At 54.0% G+C, this 17099-nt stretch carries 12 protein-coding genes; 3 read left to right on the top strand and 9 right to left on the bottom strand.

The window, feature by feature from the left end; genetic code table 11:
- Window positions 1-83: 83 nt before the first annotated feature.
- Together GRI36_RS11480 and GRI36_RS11475 are read right to left on the bottom strand one after the other, a co-directional pair.
- Complete coding sequence (locus GRI36_RS11480) at window positions 84-986, bottom strand: glycosyltransferase (RefSeq protein ID WP_160598576.1); 903 nt, start codon at window positions 984-986, stop codon at window positions 84-86.
- A gap of 6 nt (window positions 987-992) precedes the next feature.
- Window positions 993-1910, bottom strand: a complete 918-nt coding sequence (locus GRI36_RS11475; protein WP_160598575.1) for a glycosyltransferase family 2 protein — start codon at window positions 1908-1910, stop codon at window positions 993-995.
- A 169-nt stretch (window positions 1911-2079) separates the two neighbouring features.
- On the opposite strand from GRI36_RS11475, the gene GRI36_RS11470 reads away from it, so the two are divergent.
- A complete protein-coding gene (locus GRI36_RS11470; protein ID WP_160598574.1) occupies window positions 2080-3144 on the top strand; it encodes a polysaccharide pyruvyl transferase family protein in 1065 nt (354 codons plus the stop codon).
- An 8-nt stretch (window positions 3145-3152) separates the two neighbouring features.
- On the opposite strand, the gene GRI36_RS11465 is transcribed toward GRI36_RS11470, so the two are convergent.
- From GRI36_RS11465 to GRI36_RS11450, 4 genes are read right to left on the bottom strand one after another with little or no spacing between them, the layout of a single operon-like run.
- A complete protein-coding gene (locus GRI36_RS11465) occupies window positions 3153-4487 on the bottom strand; it encodes an oligosaccharide flippase family protein (RefSeq protein WP_160598573.1) in 1335 nt (444 codons plus the stop codon).
- Entirely contained in the window at window positions 4484-5548 is a 1065-nt protein-coding gene (locus GRI36_RS11460) for a glycosyltransferase family 4 protein (RefSeq protein WP_160598572.1), read from the bottom strand. Before GRI36_RS11460 ends, GRI36_RS11465 begins: the two co-directional genes overlap by 4 nt.
- A 2-nt stretch (window positions 5549-5550) precedes the next feature.
- The gene (locus tag GRI36_RS11455) at window positions 5551-7206 is read right to left on the bottom strand and encodes an ArnT family glycosyltransferase (RefSeq protein WP_160598571.1); all 1656 of its coding nucleotides are present in this window, start codon (window positions 7204-7206) and stop codon (window positions 5551-5553) included.
- A 5-nt stretch (window positions 7207-7211) separates the two neighbouring features.
- Window positions 7212-8228, bottom strand: coding sequence for a glycosyltransferase family 2 protein (locus tag GRI36_RS11450; RefSeq protein ID WP_160598570.1), 1017 nt, complete (start codon window positions 8226-8228; stop codon window positions 7212-7214).
- 454 nt (window positions 8229-8682) lie between these two features.
- Between GRI36_RS11450 and glmS the strand changes: the two genes are divergently transcribed.
- A complete protein-coding gene (glmS, locus tag GRI36_RS11445) occupies window positions 8683-10506 on the top strand; it encodes a glutamine--fructose-6-phosphate transaminase (isomerizing) (RefSeq protein ID WP_160598569.1) in 1824 nt (607 codons plus the stop codon).
- A 171-nt stretch (window positions 10507-10677) separates the two neighbouring features.
- Window positions 10678-12978 (top strand): putative bifunctional diguanylate cyclase/phosphodiesterase, encoded by a 2301-nt coding sequence (locus GRI36_RS11440; protein WP_235902456.1) that lies wholly within the window; start codon window positions 10678-10680, stop codon window positions 12976-12978.
- Window positions 12979-12990: 12 nt separating this feature from the next.
- On the opposite strand, the gene purQ is transcribed toward GRI36_RS11440, so the two are convergent.
- The 3 genes from purQ to GRI36_RS11425 all read right to left on the bottom strand — a co-directional run bounded on the left by purQ (window position 12991) and on the right by GRI36_RS11425 (window position 17054).
- On the bottom strand, window positions 12991-13668 hold the full coding sequence (gene purQ, locus GRI36_RS11435) for a phosphoribosylformylglycinamidine synthase subunit PurQ (protein WP_160598568.1): 678 nt from the start codon (window positions 13666-13668) through the stop codon (window positions 12991-12993).
- On the bottom strand, window positions 13668-13907 hold the full coding sequence (gene purS, locus GRI36_RS11430; protein WP_160598567.1) for a phosphoribosylformylglycinamidine synthase subunit PurS: 240 nt from the start codon (window positions 13905-13907) through the stop codon (window positions 13668-13670). The genes purQ and purS overlap by 1 nt, the downstream gene beginning before the upstream one ends.
- Before the next feature lie 225 nt (window positions 13908-14132).
- Window positions 14133-17054 carry a M16 family metallopeptidase gene (locus tag GRI36_RS11425; RefSeq protein ID WP_160598566.1) on the bottom strand — a complete coding sequence of 974 codons (2922 nt, stop codon included), beginning with the start codon at window positions 17052-17054 and terminating at the stop codon, window positions 14133-14135.
- Window positions 17055-17099 lie beyond the last annotated feature (45 nt).

Here is a 17099-nt window from a genome sequence, read left to right as displayed (position 1 = left end):
CAGTTCTCACTAAAAATGGTGAATAGAGTGGAAACCTTATTTTTCTCTAAAGGTTTGGCAGGGAAATGGACGGAGAGCTGAAATCAACCGCGTAGTTTGCTAATCGCGTAGTCTAACCTGCCCAGCCGGGATGCGGCGCGTGTCATTTGGAGGGCAGCAAAGCTTCGGCGTCCCAGCAGCCAGCCAAATGCGGCCAGCGCAGCAAAGGCGGAAAATGAAAACGGCAAAGCCAGCCACATAACCGGCGTGTGCGCCCTCGCGGCGACGCCCGTTCCAATGCGCCGGTAACGATTAGAAATTGAACGGATTGTCATTTCATCGTGATGGATGATGTGCTTGGCAGAAGCATTTGCAGTGAACTGAATTTTGCCGCCAGCTTGCACTATCTCGCTCGCAAATAGAGTGTCTTCTCCTCCGCCTACCGCGGCAGATGAGCCGAAATTCGTGCTCTGTTCGTCGAACTGTACTTTGCCTAGCGACGATTGCCGGATGGCGAAGTTGCCACCCTTGACCAACTCTGGCGGACAATCGCCGTTGGGTCGTCCCTCCTCAGTGCACCCGAATGACCGCCCGCGTGCGGCGAGATTTGCTTGCCAATTTGCAGGGCACTTGGGCCATGCTGGACGCAAAGAGCCTGCAAACAGGTCAATCTCCTCGTGTGTGGCAGCTGCGCTGATAAATCCACTAAGCCAGTGTGGATCCGGAATTATATCATCGTCGAGAAATACGAGAAGTTCGCCAGAAGCGCGGCTCAGGGCGAGATTTAAGGCAAATGATTTGCCCTTGCGGGATTCGCTTAAATAGACGCCTTCGTGGCCTTCTAGAAATTGATCCATCAACACGCTGGTCTTGTCGGCGCTGGCATTGTTCACCAGGATATATTCCACAGAGTGCTCCGACGGACTCAAAACGTCTAGGGCTTCGAAAACCTGCGGTAGGGTATCGCTGCCATTATGGCTTGGAATGATGATCGAAACATCTGCCATCAGCCTCTAATATTTCCCCGTAAAGCGGCCAGTAGCTGCGGCATAGGTGCACCCGGCAGTCCATATTGCAATGCCTAGGATGATCCCTGGCAGCCGGTAGACAAAGTCCATCGGTTTTTTTCGCGAAGCAAGGCGGCGCAGAACTAGAGCCCCTTTTGCGATTCCAAGTGCGGGCGCCAGCGGCCAGAAACGAACCGCCTGATGCCCCGCCATTGGCACTGACTTGCGAACTTTTGAAAAATGCCGACCTTGATTAAACAGATGCGTGCGAAATTGAGCAAAGCCGGGGATGTTAAAGTGGCCAACCCGGATTGCCGGTTCAAACATTTGGATAAGGCCAGAGCTGCGCAAGCTGTTCAGAACCATAGTGTCCTGCCCCGCTCGAAATCCCTCAGGGAAATAGCCGACTTTGGCCAGATCCTTACTGCATACTGCCATGTTGCAGGACGCTCCGCCATTTTGTTCGCGCTTGGTTTGCCAAGGAGTCTGCTCGCTGAATTCGCACAACCAAGTCGACATTCCCCAATATCCGCCATCGCGCGCGACATCGACTGAGCCGACGAGTATTGTCCGGTGTTCAGCAAAATACTGCCGGATTTGCTCGACCCAATCGGGGCAGGGGACCGTATCATTATCGCAAAATGCCAGGACTTCGCTCGTCGCGAGTTTAGCAGCGCGGTTTCGCGCAGCGCCCGCGAACAATCTTTGTGCCGTGTGCAGGATAGTTACTGAGGGGAATAAGGCCTTAAGGCGATTGGTTGGATCGCAATCACCGCTATGGCTGACAAACACTTCCTCGGCCTGATCGGAACCATGGGTCAACGCCTCCAGTACAGCTTCCAGATGTGGGCTGGGGCCGTAAGCCGGAATGATGACCGAAACGCTGGGAGGGTTTGGCGCGAAATGCATCGATTGTCCTGACATTTGCCGCTTGAAGTCCAATTTCGCGTTGCAAATGCTTTGCAATACTAAGCGGGGCTTGCCAAGCCACGTTTTGCATCATGTGGGGAAGAGTAAGGGAAATGCGGGTCGAGCTTCAAATCAACTATCGCAATAAGATAGGATGTCTTTGGTTTCGGGTTGAGTTCCAACCGTGAGCGCAGGTCTTGAAAAAGTTCAAAAAGCCGTGACAGCTTTTCGGCGGCGTAAATCGCACCATGATGCAGGTTATATCGGTTGGGTTGGCAAAGGTAATGTCGGCGATGAAGCGATGTATCACGCCGCACGGCTTTTAATTGGCAACAGTTTGGAGGTGTTGCAAACACACGGGATTGAGCGAGCGCTTTCTGCAGTTGGTAGAGGCGCAGGGCGAAGCTTCCGCTCTGTAATCTTGGGCGGGGGAACGTTAATCAATCAGGACCGGCTGGAACTGATCGACTATCTTGCAGACCAAAATATCCGTTTGTTTTCTTTAGGAACGGGTGTCGGAAGCGCGGGATTTTCAATGGCTCAGGAGGGACTTGATCCTCGCTGGGCCACGCTATTGTCCCGTTTTGACAAGATCGGCGTTCGGGGACCTCTGTCTTTGAGAAAACTGGAAGCAGCGGGCGTAACCGAAGCTGAGATAGTAGGTGACCTTGCTTTGGCGCTTACCCCGCAAAAACCATTGGCGGATTATCGGGCGAAGCGGATGATTGTGAACACTGCTCCTGTCCGTGGCGCGCATGATGCAAAGCGGCTTGCAATGCTGCGTCCATCGCTAGTCAAATTTCTCCGTAGTAAAGCTGAGCAAGGCTGGGAGATCATCCCCGCTGCGTTTGATATTGAAGATATCAAACCCCTCACCAGCCTGATGATGGAATGCAGCTTGGATGCCGCGATAGTTAGCCCCAAGTCTTTTGAGGAATACGCCGAACTAGCATCCGTTGCGTCTTTCTCGTTAGGAATGCGGCTGCATAGCTCGGTATTTGCTTCAGCTTGCGGAGTGCCAAATGTGCTGGTCGCCTATCGCGACAAATGCCGCGACTTTGCGGAGTCCATAGGTATCACGGACGCGCTCATCGAAATGGATAATGGGCCGGGAAAGGAATTGGCCGACGTCGCGGAGCAGCAGATCGCCTTGGGGCGGATTCGCGGAGAGGCGCTTCATACAGAAGCGCTGAAGTATTCTGCACGAATCAAGAATTTCGGTCAGAACATAAGATCCGCTCAGGCTTAAACCGCCCGCTACCGATTAATTAACGCGCCGATGATTGATGGATTGAATCCTAGCTTCTTTCGAGCAACCAGAAGAAGCGCAGAATTCCAAACCACGATCCCTGCGGTCACGGCAAAAGCTGCGCCCAGTGTGCCAATCGAAGGGATCAGCCAAAGGCCGGTCGTCACCGCCGCGCAAAGGCCCAGCAACTGGCAGTGCAATGCAGCGCGCGCGTGGCCAGTCATCGTCAGTAAATGCCCAATCGGTCCGCATAAAGCGTTGAATATTTGCCCCGCCGCGACAATCCAGATCAGCGGCGCGGCGCTGATAAATTCGGGGCCAAATGCGGCAAGAATCCAAGGGCCCAAAATGGCGATACCCAAAGCAACCATAATCGTCAGCAGCGAAGTAGTGATTGTAAAAACGCGCGTAACTGCTCGAAGCCGGTCTTGCTCACCGCCTTCCCACAATTCCGCTACCCTTGGCGAAAAACGCATTGCCGCTGCCTGCACTGGAATGGTCATTAGCGGCGTCAGGCGAACAATCGGCTGGAAAATTCCCGCCTCCTTTGCCGTCGCGAACAAGCCGAGCATCAAAGTCGCAAACTCCGCGAACAGAACGGTAACCAGTGCTAGCCCAAAGAAAGACAGATTTTCTCGGCCTCGCTGGCATCCAACCGATTCTGGTGACCGGGAAGGGGCCAGGTTGCGAAAAATTCGCGAGACAATAAACCCGCCGATTCCCACCGCCACGAGGGCTGTCATCGTATAGATGGTCAGGAAGGTCGGCGGTAACAATGTCTGACCGGTTAAGATCAGAACGAGCATTGCAATCGCTAGAATCGCCGGCCGGACGATATCGCCCGGCCATTGAGCATTTGATGTCTGACCGAACCCTTGAGTGATCCCGCGGAACAATTGGATTGCGGCCAAGAGCGGAATTGAGAAAGCAGCCGGTAGGAGGGCTGCCTGATAGTCGGCAATCGCATCGGAATTGATGGCCACGAGTGCGACGATAGCGACGCTCAAAAAGGCTGAGGAAACCAGCACAGCTACGATCGCCTTACGCGCAAACTGGCGTAAACTTTCGATCTGACCAGCTTTCAATCGCCTTGCGACTTCTCGGATCGCCATCGAATTATAGCCTAGCAGGGCAAGGGTGGCGCAAATCTGGGCGACCGACAGGGCAAATGAGGCCTGACCGTAACCATTGGCACCAAGCATCCGCGCTGCGAGCGCCATGGCGATGAACGTCAAAGCAAGTCCTGCCACGCGGATAATAACGCTCGTCATCGAAGCGCGAGCAATCGGGCCAGATGCCAATTTAACGCCGCGCCGCAGCAGACTGTTTCCCTGACCGGTCATGCAGATTGCCCGACGGCCTCAAGCACGTCGCGTGCGACGCGCTCCCAGGTGTAATATTGGCGCACTTTGGCCTGAGCAGATCGGCAAAATTGCTGGCGTCTGACGTGTTCCCAAGCCGACACCTCACTGATTTTCAGCGCCCAGTCTTCAGCATCTCCGATTGGCAACAAGATGCCTGTTTCGCCAGCAATCACCGCATCGCGAAGTCCACCATGGTCGGCTGCAAGAACCAGTCCGCCTGCGGCTGCAGCTTCCACCGCAACTAGGCCAAAACCTTCATATTCACCATTTTCCGGTTTAATATTCGGGATGATTACACACATTGCTTGGTTGTAAGCCTGCGCAAGCGATTGCTGGTCCAGGCATCCAAGATATTCGATTTGCGGATGGTCCAAGACCGCGCCTTCGCTTTCGTCCCAACCTGTCCCTGCGATTTGCAAAATTGTGCCTTCGGGCAAAAGCGGAAGTACTTCTTCAACAAACCAGCGGCATCCTTTGCGAATGACGAGCCGACCGGCAAACAGGATTTTCCTGTTATGAACTGTTGCCGTTTCAAGCTCGCAAACTTCGGTGGCAAGCGGCACTATCACCGAATTTGTCCAACCCGTTTCCCGCGCCACTTCAGCGGTGGCCCTAGAGTTGGCAATGACTTTGGCTGCCCCCAATAATCGCGCCCCGAGACGCAAATACGCACCATAAAGCCGGCCTTTGATACCTCCTCTGCGATGGTAGGCAACATCTGTCCCATGTGCCGCGATCAGCAGTTTGGCTTTGCGACTGCGCAATGCGGCCAGACCGGCAAGTGGCCAAAGCGCCATATCACCTAGTAGAATTGTTTCCGGCGCTGATTTGCGCCGCAAGATATGCGCCATCACCGTGAAGGGAAACCACAGTAAATTCAGAGCGCGTGGCGGCATGCCATTGGCTCGTCCGCGTAAGGCCACCACGTCAATCGGATGAATTGCGGCCAACCGCTCAGCCAGTTTGAGCGACCAAGTTTCCATCCCGCCCATCGCAGGTGCCCATTTTCGGGTGACGAACAAGAAAGAGGCAGATTGCACGGTCAAAAGTCCATCCAAATCGGGCCCTCAGCCATTGGCTGTCGGGGCAGGGTTACACCCTTGTTCCAAATTATGCGTAGCGGAATTTTGCCCGCATTGCTGACCTTGATCGAACCACGTTCAAGTTTGACTTCAGCCCCGTGATCAAATCGGCGACCGTCAATTTCGGCCACGCCCTGTTGGATCTGGTAGCAACCGGGAACGCGAACGTTCCACTGCACTGAGTTGCTAGGATCAAGTTCAAGTCCGGCAAGCCAGAATACTCCCCAAGCATGGATGTAAGTCTCGCGGATCGCTGCCGCATCATTCGCCAGGAACTCGCCGCTAGGTTCATCGGTCCGCAGCAACTTTGTCCATGCAGCATGGTTTTCTAGCACCAACGGAACAGGCCCGTTTTGCATCGCCTGCGAATAGATTGGCCTTTGCGCGATAAGATAGGATTCAATTCCCCATGGGGTCATAAATCCGTTTTTCTTGTCAAAGCCCGGCAACATATATGCGTAATCGAAATAGGCGACCGGCTGTTCGAACATCTTGCCCGCTGTATTAATAACCAAATACTGGTTCGCTTTGGCGGCGGGATCTGGCGCGACCAGCAGCGGCGGCACTGCGCATGCCATCGCAAGTGATATCAGCCATGGGTTGTACTTCTCTAAAATTTTGCCAGCGACCGGAGCAGCGGCGGCGATTACCGGCGGCAGAATGAACGCGTAATAATAGGCAGCGGTGTTGTGATAGAACAGAAAAGTAGTCAGCGGCATCCATAGGCTTGCTAAAGCAATCCACTTTGGGCTTGGTAGGCCCCGCCAATTGAACGGAGCCGCAAGCATCATTAGTGTCGTTACAATTCCAAGCGCGACTGCTTTGGGAATAAACCGCCAGTATGGTTGGATGCCGATTGAGAACATCTTTTGGGCTGCTCCCTTTCCGGAGGCCCCTGTTTGCGTGAGATGTTGTGGATCGAGCGTAAGGCTGTGAAGCCAATAGAATGTAGAGCCGGCTAAAACGACGGTCAAAGCAATTGCAACCAGCCGTCCGGCAAAGCGAAGGCTGCAATCGGCTTCAGACCATCTAAGCCATGCAATCCCGGCGAAGGCGGGTGCCCAAAGAACGCTCTTGATCGTAGTTAGAAATGCCAGAGCGACTAAGCAGCTAATGGCCAGTATCCACATCACGCTCAGCCGTTTCCAGGCAAACAAGGCGAGCGCGCCGGAAAGGAACGCCGCTGCCATTGGATCGGTTCGAAATGAAAATCCATGGCTAAAAACAAAACCAAACGAGACGTAAGCAAGAGCGCACAGCAGCGCGCTGTTATGCGTGCCGAATTTTCTCGCCAATGCGTAAATCGCCCCGATTGTGCCAAGTTCGAACAGGAACATGACCGAGCGGGCCACAATAATATGATCGGCAGCATTTCCGGGAAGCCAAGTTATCCATGCGAACACCCGAACATGGAGAGTTTGGATCGCCCGGTCGAGTGTTCCGTCTTGGGCAAATTGCCAGACCTCGTGATAGAAGAAAAATTCGTCCCAATTAATCGCCAATCGTGGAATGAGCGTCGCTTGGAGCGTGATGACTGTAGCCAACATCACGCAAAGTATTTGCGTATGCGATGCACGCTTCCAAAATCCGCTTAATCTGGCGGGATAGGTCGCCATGGCAGTCAATTTCTGGCGGATTTTACTTGGCGTAATGGAACGGAATCTTCGCCTGATTTTTGCGCTTCTGGACGCAGTTTCAATTCATCTCGCAACTGGCGGATTTCGTACAAATTTGTCTCAATCAGCTTGCGGTTTGCAGCGACCAAATCAGCAAGCACACCCATTATTGCAACCAGCGTGCCCAGCACCAGCAAAGCGCCGCCGATAACCAGCGACTGAATATGACCGTCTCCGTCACCTGACAGATAAAACCAACCGAAACGCAGGATTGGAGCCAGCCCAATCAGGGCGATCAATGCTCCGCCGCCAACAAATACGCGTAATGGATTATGCGTAGTGTAGGCGCGGGCAATAGTGATGCCGGTGTTTATGATGAACCGCGGTACCGAACTGAACAGGCGAGAAGGGCGCAGGGTCTTGTTAGTGCGGATCGGCACGCTCTTAATCGCAAAGCGCTTGCGGCCTGATTGGATCAGCATATCTGTGGTATAGCTGAAGTCGGTGGTGATATTGATTTGTTGAGCAGCGGCGCGTGTCATCGCACGAAACCCGCTCACGGCATCGGTGATTTCTGTACGCGACAGGCGCCGCACGACCGTGCTGCCGAGGCGCTGAAGCAGTCGTTTTAGAGGCCCGAAATACTCATTGTTACCTACGCCGCGATCACCGATGACAATATCGGCGTTACCAGCGATTACAGGCCCGACCAGCGCGGCAATGTCTGCGCCTTCATATTGGCCATCGGCATCGGTATTAACGATGATATCAGCTCCAGCCTCCAGCGCAGCACGAATACCGGAGCGGAATGCTGAGGCGAGACCGCGGTTTCTACGGTGACGGATAATATGGTGTACGCCCCACCGACGCGCGACATCCGAAGTTCCGTCATGACTGCCATCGTCGATCACCAGAATTTCAACAGTGTCGATCCCCTCGATACGGCGTGGTATCGCGGCTAGCGTTGCAGGCAGATCCTCAGCTTCATTAAAGCACGGTATTTGAACAATCAGCTTGGTCATTGAGCCCCCAAATGCGCACTGCTTTCGAGCGCGACAGGACGATTTGGCGGATTAGTCTTTAAGGAATCGTAAACCACGTGCGGAAAGATTTGTTCAAACTTTGGCGACACTCCCGTCCTGCGGACATTAAGGATGAGGAAAAGTGTGGCCAATCTTGCGGCGCGATCTTAATGCGCTGTTTTCACGGCGCAGCCTTAATCCGCACACCAAAAATTGGACCCGTTGTCCGCATGCATTCTATCGCAATTGCCTTGGCCTGGTTATTTGAGCCGTCACGCCGTTAGTAATTGAGGCCAAGTTGCTGCCACGGTGCGTGGGCGGTAAGTCAAAACCAATAGACTGGGCGACAATCTATTTTTAAGAGCCAGTCAGCAAAAATTACACAATTTTCACAGCTTTTGTGGTTAAAGGCCTGCAAAATCTATCCAGTTCCAGAAATTGAAGGCATTAACGCATGTGCGGAATAATCGGCATCGTCAGCAAATCAGCAGTGGCAAACCGCCTTGTCGATGGGCTGAAGCGGATGGAATACCGGGGTTATGATAGTGCGGGTATCTGCACGATTGATGGCGGCACGCTTGTCCGACGCAGGGCTCAGGGCAAGCTGATCAATTTGGTTGACGAATTGAACGGTAATCCTGCATCGGGCGATATCGGAATAGCCCATACACGGTGGGCTACCCATGGGGCACCAACTACGCACAATGCGCACCCCCATGCGACCGATCATGTGGCGTTGGTGCACAATGGTATCATCGAAAATTTCAAGCCGCTTCGCAACGAACTCATTGGCAAAGGCCGCACGCTCGAAAGCGAAACCGACAGCGAAGTTGTTGCGCATTTGATTTCCGAGCGAATTGAAGCTGGCTCATCGCCAGAGGACGCGGTTAAGGCCGTGCTGCCAACATTGCGCGGGGCGTTTGCACTGGCGATTGCTTTCCGTGAATATCCCGACATGTTGATCGGTGCGCGGCTTGGGTCGCCGCTGGTTGTCGGATATGGGGATGGAGAGATGTTCCTTGGCTCTGACGCCTTAGCCTTGGCCCCCTTGACGCAAAAGATCGCCTATCTCGAAGAGGGCGACTGGGTGGTTATCACGCGCGATGGTGCGGCCATTTTCGACGAAGAGAACAACCAAGTTGAACGTGAGATTTCGACCTCGGGTGCGTCCGCTGCCTCGGTCGAAAAGGGTAATTATCGCCACTACATGCAAAAAGAGATTTTCGAACAGCCGACCGTGGTTGCGCAGACACTCGCCAGCTATGTCCACCGCGCCGAAGAAACCGTCGCGCTGCCGCAAATAGATTTCGATTTGTCGGAAGTTAAGCGGATTACGATCGTCGCCTGCGGAACCTCTTACTACGCGGGAATGGTTGCGAAATATTGGTTCGAGCAATTCGCTCGCGTCCCGGTTGATTTAGACGTGGCCAGCGAATTCCGCTACCGCGATCCCGTGCTGGAGGATGGCGGTCTAGCACTGTTCATCTCGCAATCGGGCGAAACCGCAGACACTTTGGCGGCGCTTCGCCATTGCAAGAAGGAAGGGCAGATAATCGGGGTGGTGGTCAATGTCCCGACAAGCTCAATGGCGCGCGAAGCCGATTTGCTGTTACCAACCCATGCCGGACCTGAGATTGGCGTGGCTTCGACCAAAGCCTTCACCTGTCAGCTGGCCGTGCTCGCTGCGCTCGCGGCGCATCTGGCGGTTAAGAAAGGCCGGATGGATCGCGCCGAAGAGCAGGAGGTAGTGAAACACCTGCTTGAAGCGCCTGCCTGTTTGAATGCGGCGCTGGACCATGATGATGACATTGCTTCGATGGCGCATTTGATTGCTCCGGCGCGCGATGTGCTTTATTTGGGCCGCGGTCCTGACTATCCTTTGGCGCTCGAAGGCGCGTTAAAGCTTAAAGAAATCAGTTATATCCATGCAGAAGGTTACGCCTCAGGTGAAATGAAGCACGGCCCGATTGCTCTGATTGATGAATTGGTTCCAGTTATCGTGCTGGCGCCGTCCGGTCCATTGTTTGAGAAGACCGTTTCGAATATGCATGAAGTTCGCGCTCGCGGCGGTCAGATTGTTCTCATTTCCGACCGCGATGGTATCGTGGAAGCAGGCGAGGGATGTATCGCTACAATCGAAATGCCCAAGGTTCACCCTTTAATTGCTCCGCTTGTCTATGCGGTTCCGGTGCAATTGCTCGCTTATCATGTCGCCTGCGTCAAAGGCACTGATGTGGATCAGCCGCGGAATTTGGCGAAATCTGTGACCGTTGAATGACCAATAGTCTAACGAGGCGACCAGTATAAACCATGCTTACAGTATAAAATACGCTTGAGCCGACATAAAAGGCTTGGCATTTTTACTCCGTGCTAACTTGTTTCGCTTACCGGTTTCGCGGTGAATGAAAGTCCATCCGATTTACCGGCGTTGCCGGCACGCTTGCCAGCTTTGGCGGTCCTAGGGATCAGAAACCCCGATCAGGAAGATTGGGCGCGTCTGCGTGGCCTGCAATATGCTAAATTGGCCCAAGGCGCGCCGCTGAGGGTCGGTGCGCACATTGTAGCCGCCATCCTTGCGATTTGGGTCTATTTCGGAAGTGTGGGCGTGCTGGCACTGGTTAGCTGGGTGTTAGCATTAGTAGGAGTTCTGTATTACGGCGTGCGCTGCGACAAGAGTCTGGCTGATGCAGACACTCGGCGCATGACTAGCACCGAATTCAACCATCATTGCCGTGCAATCGCTTTCATAGCGGTTGTTTGGTGCGTCCCGATTGGCTTCTTTGCCTTTCAAGGGACGGCGAAGGAATTATTGGCGCTGTGGTCAATTGTTTCGGTGCTGATTGTTGGATCTGCTCTGGTAGTTGCAGCAGCCCCTCTGGGCTCGATTATATTTACCACGCTCACCGGATTAGCAGCGGCAATTAGCGCCGCCATATTGGGCGAGTTCGCTATTTCAGCGATAGTTATATTCTTCGTCGGGATTGCCATTTTTGGCACCATAGAAAGCGCGCGAACCTATTTGATGGCTCGGATCGCAGAGGCTGGGGTTGTCGAACAAAGCGAAGTCGTTTCCTTATTGTTGCGGGAATTTGAAGAAAACCAGGCTGACTGGTTGTGGCAAGTGGACACCGGACGGCGTGTGCGCTCGGTCTCCCCGCGTTTTTCATTCGCCTTGGGTAAGACGCCTATAGACGTCGATGGGAAACCGTTCTTGCAACTGATCGCGGGTGACTCGTGGGAATCGGGGCAGTTCGCTCCTAGCCTGCATGATCTCGCTGAGCGGCTAAAACGGCGGGAGAGTTTTTCCAATCTGATCGTCAAAGTAACCATCAGCGGCGAGCATCGTTGGTGGGAACTTTCCGGTACGCCGATTATCGACGAAAGCGGCACCTATCTTGGGTTCCGTGGTGTTGGATCGGATGTAACCGAACAACGCGAGTCGAGCGAGAAAATCGCATACCTTGCCCGCTACGACACGCTGACCAGCCTACCGAACCGCTTAATGCTCAACGAAGCGCTGCGCGATGCAATGCGCTACGCGGAAAAATGGCGCTCGCGCTGCGCGTTTCTCATGCTCGACCTTGACCGGTTTAAAGCGGTCAATGACTCGCTCGGTCATCAAGTCGGAGATCAACTGCTGGCGAAAGTTTCAAATCGGCTGAAGGAATTGATGGACGATAATACGATGTGCGGCCGGCTTGGTGGCGACGAGTTCGGCATTGTGATCCGCGACGCATCGAAAAAGGGGGTAGTGGAAAGCGTGGCCCGCAAGGTCATCTCACGACTGTCTCAACCATACGATATTGATAACAACACATTGTACGTTGGGGCCAGCGTCGGGTCCGCAATTGGTCCGCGCGATGGAAAGACTGTCGAAGAGATTATGCGCAATTCCGACTTGGCGCTTTACCGTGCGAAGGATGAAGGCGGAGGCGAACATTTTGCTTATGAGCCGATGCTTCACGCACATGCAGAAGAGCGGCGCAAGCTTGAATACTCTCTTCGTCGCGCGCTTGAAAACAACGAAATGTCGCTGCATTATCAGCCGGTCGTTGACGCTAATGATGAGCATGTTGTCAGCTTTGAAGCTTTGCTTCGCTGGAACAGCAAAGAACATGGTTTCGTTGGACCGGATAAATTCATCCCGCTCGCAGAAGATACGCGTTTGATTATTCCGATTGGCAAATGGGTCTTGGAGCAAGCCTGTATTGAAGCGACGAACTGGCCGAGCCATATTCGGGTCGCAGTCAATGTCTCGGGCGAACAGCTGATTGAACCGGAGTTCGCCTCAACGGTCGTAAAGGCTCTTTCATCAAGCGGATTGGATGCAAGAAGGCTGGAAATCGAGGTTACCGAGAGCATTTTCTTGCGGGATGCGAATGTTGCACGTGCGGCATTAGAGCAGGTAATTGCGCTTGGCTGCACAGTGGCATTGGACGATTTTGGAACTGGCTATTCCTCGCTTGGCTATCTTCGCAAGCTCAGCTTCTCTACCATCAAAGTGGACCGTAGCTTTGTTCAGGGTGCCGCGCAGAATAGCGCGGAAAGCCTAGCGATTATTCGGGCAGTCGTCGCGATGGCAGATAGTCTGGAAATGACCACGACAGCTGAAGGGGTCGAAACGGCTGAAGAGGCTGAGATGATACGGGAGCTGGGTTGCTCAAAAATCCAGGGCTATTATTTCGGTCGGCCAATGCCTGCACTAGAAGCACGTGCAATCTTCGACCGGGCTGGCCGCCTTATCGCTTAATAGAACCGCTGTTTAAGCGGCGGCCAAGCTCTTAATTGCGCTTTCGAACAGTGTCCGTCCGTCGGTTCCGCCATGCGCTTCATCAATCGCACGTTCTGGGTGTGGCATCATTCCCAGCACATTGCCCGCCGCATTCAAAACGCCCGCAATATCGCGGCGTGATCCGTTGACGCTGTCCATATAACGAAATGCGACGCGGCCATCACCTTCGAGCTGGTCGAGTGTGGCATCATCGGCGAAATAATTGCCATCATGATGCGCAACGGGAATGTAGATTTCTTCACCGGCTTCATAGCCGCAAGTGAATAACGACTGGTTGTTCTCAACCTTAAGCGGGACCGTGCGACATACGAAATTCTGCCCAGCATTGCGCATTAATGCGCCAGGCAACAGGCCGGTTTCGGTCAATATTTGAAAGCCATTGCAAACGCCGAGTACGGGCACGCCGCCTTCTGCGGCCTGCACAATTGCATTCATGATCGGGCTGCGCGCAGCCATCGCGCCGGAGCGAAGGTAATCACCATATGAGAAGCCGCCGGGCACAGCTATAAAATCGAGCCGCTGCGGCAAATCACTATCCCCATGCCAGATCCGGAGCGGTGCTGAGCCGGAAACTTGTTCCAGAGCCACCGCCATATCGCGGTCGCAATTCGATCCCGGGAAAGTGATGACTGCCGAGCGGAAGGCCATCAGGCGTCTACCTTCTTCTCAATACTGTAATTTTCGATGACCATATTAGCGAGCAGCTTGCGGCACATTTGGTCCAAATCATCGTCAGACGTGTCATCAGACACATCAAGCTCGATCAAGCGGCCCGCTCGGACATCATTCACACCACCAAATCCGAGCCCCTCAAGCGCATGATGAATGGCGCGGCCCTGTGGGTCGAGCACACCAGGCTTGAGCGATACGTGGACATGAACTTTCATCGGGCAGACCTTTGCATGAAGCGGCTGGCAGTTTCTGCGGCCATCCTTTTGTGCAAGCAGCCTATGCCGATTGCGCGGGGCTGGGGCAAGTTCAGACCGTCGCCAAACTGTCGGAAAACTCGAACTAGCTGGTCGGCTCCAAGGATTGTGGGCAAAAAGAAAAGGGGAAGCACGTCGTTCCATGCTCCACCCTCACAACAGTGTGTCCCTCAAAGGACAGAAAGATCAAGGCGTCGTTACGTCCATCTCAGAAGCTTTGGCCAGGACAACGTCGCTCGGTACAACACGGAATTCCACAAGCTGGTCAGGCTGCAAATATTTCCGGGCGAGGGCGAGTAATTCCGCTCCTGTCATGGCTTCGTATCGCGCTTTGGTTGTCAGGAACCGCAGCAAATCTTCAGGCTTAGACTGCGCTCGGTCAACCACACCCATCCAGCCACCATTAGTCTTGAGCCGATTGTCGAGGCTTTCAAGCACTGGTTGGCGAGCGCGCTGGATCAAATCCGCATCCGGTTCAGCGGCAAGCAAATCGGCAATTACCTGATCCATAGCCGATTTTGCTGCATCCAGCTGAGAGATATCAACTGAGGCGCTCATCGAGAATGTGCCGTAATCGCGGTATAGTGAACTAAGGCTGCTCCCGACAGAGGGAGAGTATGTTTGCCCCAATTCTTCGCGCAATTTCTCGGTCAGCATCAATTGGGTCACACGCGACAGCAGATTGAATTGCGAAGTCTCGGTCCAATCTTCATTGTCTGTCGTCGGCCAGACCAATTGCAACATTGCCTGGTCTGGCTCACCGTCATGTTCGATCGTGTAAGACTGTCTGTTGTCAGTGAAGCTACGTTGGCGGCGTTCGTCATTATATTCGCGAAATTCAGGCTCGCGCTGGGGCAGCGCACCAAAGGTTTTAGCCACAAGCGCGATTGCTTGATCCGCGTCAAAGTCGCCGACTATACCAATTTCAATCGCACCATTATCGAGCCGGTCGGCAATGTTGCCTTTCAATTGGTAATAATCGAGCGCTTGATAAGCCTCGAGTGGCGGACGAACAAAGCGCGGGTCATTGTCCGAGAGAATGAGTGACGATGCTTCACCAAATGCTGATCCGGGTGTCTTACCCAGAGTAGCAAAGAAATCTTCAAGCCCTTTTTTCCATAGACCGAGACCTTCGGCACGATAGCCCGGATCGGTAATGTAAGCAGTCAATAATTGAAGCTGCAATTCTAGGTCACGCGGGGTCGTTCTGGCGGAACTGATAAATGTTAGTTCTCCCGCGCCAAAGCTCCCGCCGACTGATCTTCCGGCCAGAATTGACTGCAATTGATCGCTACTATGCTTGCCAAGACCACCGCTGGTCAGCAATCCAGCAATGGTCACCGCCATGGGATTCTCGCGTGTTTCAATCACGGTTCCGCCATCAATGTTGACCCGGATAGTAACCCGGTCGTCTTCAAGGTCGGTCGGTTTCAAATTCAGCATTACGCCATTGGCAAAGCGCAAGGTGCGAATATCGAGATTAGCCGTTTTCATGTCGCTGACGACCGCGCCCGGCGTGCCGAAATCAGTGTAACCGAACTCGGCATTGCCACTATCTACTGGTGGCGCAACGTCGCGAGCATAAGCGATGTCTACGGCCGAACGCAGCGCATCCTCGCCGCCTTCCGGCGCGACCTTTCCAGTGAATCGGATCAACGGCTCATCCAGTTCGACGGCATTCGCGCGCAGTTCAGCCAATACAGTTTCTGGGGTGGCAACGGCGACCGCAGCGTTGAAACGATCTAGGGTGTTTTGGGGACTGTCGGGGACATTGTCGCCGCTGATAATAGCCAGAGCTGAACTGACAAGTTGGTTGTTGGTGCGCGTGCCAACATTTGCCGCCGCATTTTCCAACGAAGTCCGATAATTGCTAATCTGTTCGGCAATTTCGGCCTTGGTGAATCCATAGATGAGCGCTCGGCGATATTCGTCAATCGCTGCATCAAGCCCGCGTTGCCATCCGCCTTCCTGCGAGGCCACGACAAGCTGAGTGGTTCGGGCTTCATCGAAGAAATCGCTGCTTGATACACTGACCCCTCGGAACGGTGGGTCTTCATCGCGAAGCAACCTCTGTAAACGGCGGCTGATCACTCTGTCACCCAATTGGCGCAGCACGCTCTTGCGCCGTTCCTCGACCGTGTCAGGCCGGTCAATATATGCGCCGTGGCGAGTGATTGTGACTGACTCGGTCAAGGCTGGGTCCAGGTATATTGTAGTCTGCCCTTTAGTCCCGGGATCCACCGGGCCAAGCGGCGGTTGGTCAGGCGATTCAGCAGACTCCCAATCGGCAAAGCGTGTGCGGATATTCCCCTCGACCAAAGCAGGATCGAAATCGCCGACGATTACGAGAACTGTGTCTGCGGGTACATATTCACGGCTCCAGAACGCGCGCAGGCCTTCGGCGGTTGCTCCTTCGAGCGTTTCGATTGTGCCAATCGGTAGGCGTGACCCAAGACGCGCTTCGGGATAAGCGAAGCGCAAACCCTCAACCACATTCTTAAAATTGTAATTGTTACGCACGCGGCGTTCGGACAAGATGACCCCGCGTTCGCGTTCGACAGCTTCTGGTGCAATGGTCAACTCGCTCACCGTCTCACGCATCAGCATCAAGGCCGTGTCGAGCAGGGCGGGATCGGCACGAGGTAGATCAAGTATATACTGAGTCTCATCGAAACCGGTCGAGGCGTTGGTATCTGCACCAAAAGCTAGGCCTTCGCGTTCGAGCAATTTGATCATTTCGCCTTCGGGGACATTGGTGGATCCGTTGAACGCCATATGTTCGAGATAATGCGCGAAGCCTTGTTCTTCGTCGCGTTCGTCGATCGAGCCAGTCCCGATCACCATGCGGACCAGAGCAGTCTTTTCGGGCCGGTCGTTCTGTCGAATAATGTAGCGCATGCCGTTATCGAGCGTGCCGAATTTCCATCCGGCTTCCGGCAAAAATTCGCTATCCGCAAGATCCCAATCCGCAGCGTCCCAACCCTCCGCTATCGCCGCGGATTCGCCGCTTGCCGGTTCGGCGGCGGCTTCCTGCGCTGCGATTGGTGCAGCAAGGGCGGTAGACAGCAAGAGCGAGAGCGCTAGACGCGCGAATAGTGGTGATTTCATCTGTACGTTTTGCCGGAGGAGGACTGAACCTGCAACAACGGATTG

The sequence above is a fragment of the Pontixanthobacter gangjinensis genome (genome assembly GCF_009827545.1).
GTDB classification, from domain to species: domain Bacteria; phylum Pseudomonadota; class Alphaproteobacteria; order Sphingomonadales; family Sphingomonadaceae; genus Pontixanthobacter; species Pontixanthobacter gangjinensis.
Note: the sequence above shows the minus strand (reverse complement) of the source record. Positions and strands in the feature narration are given on the sequence as shown.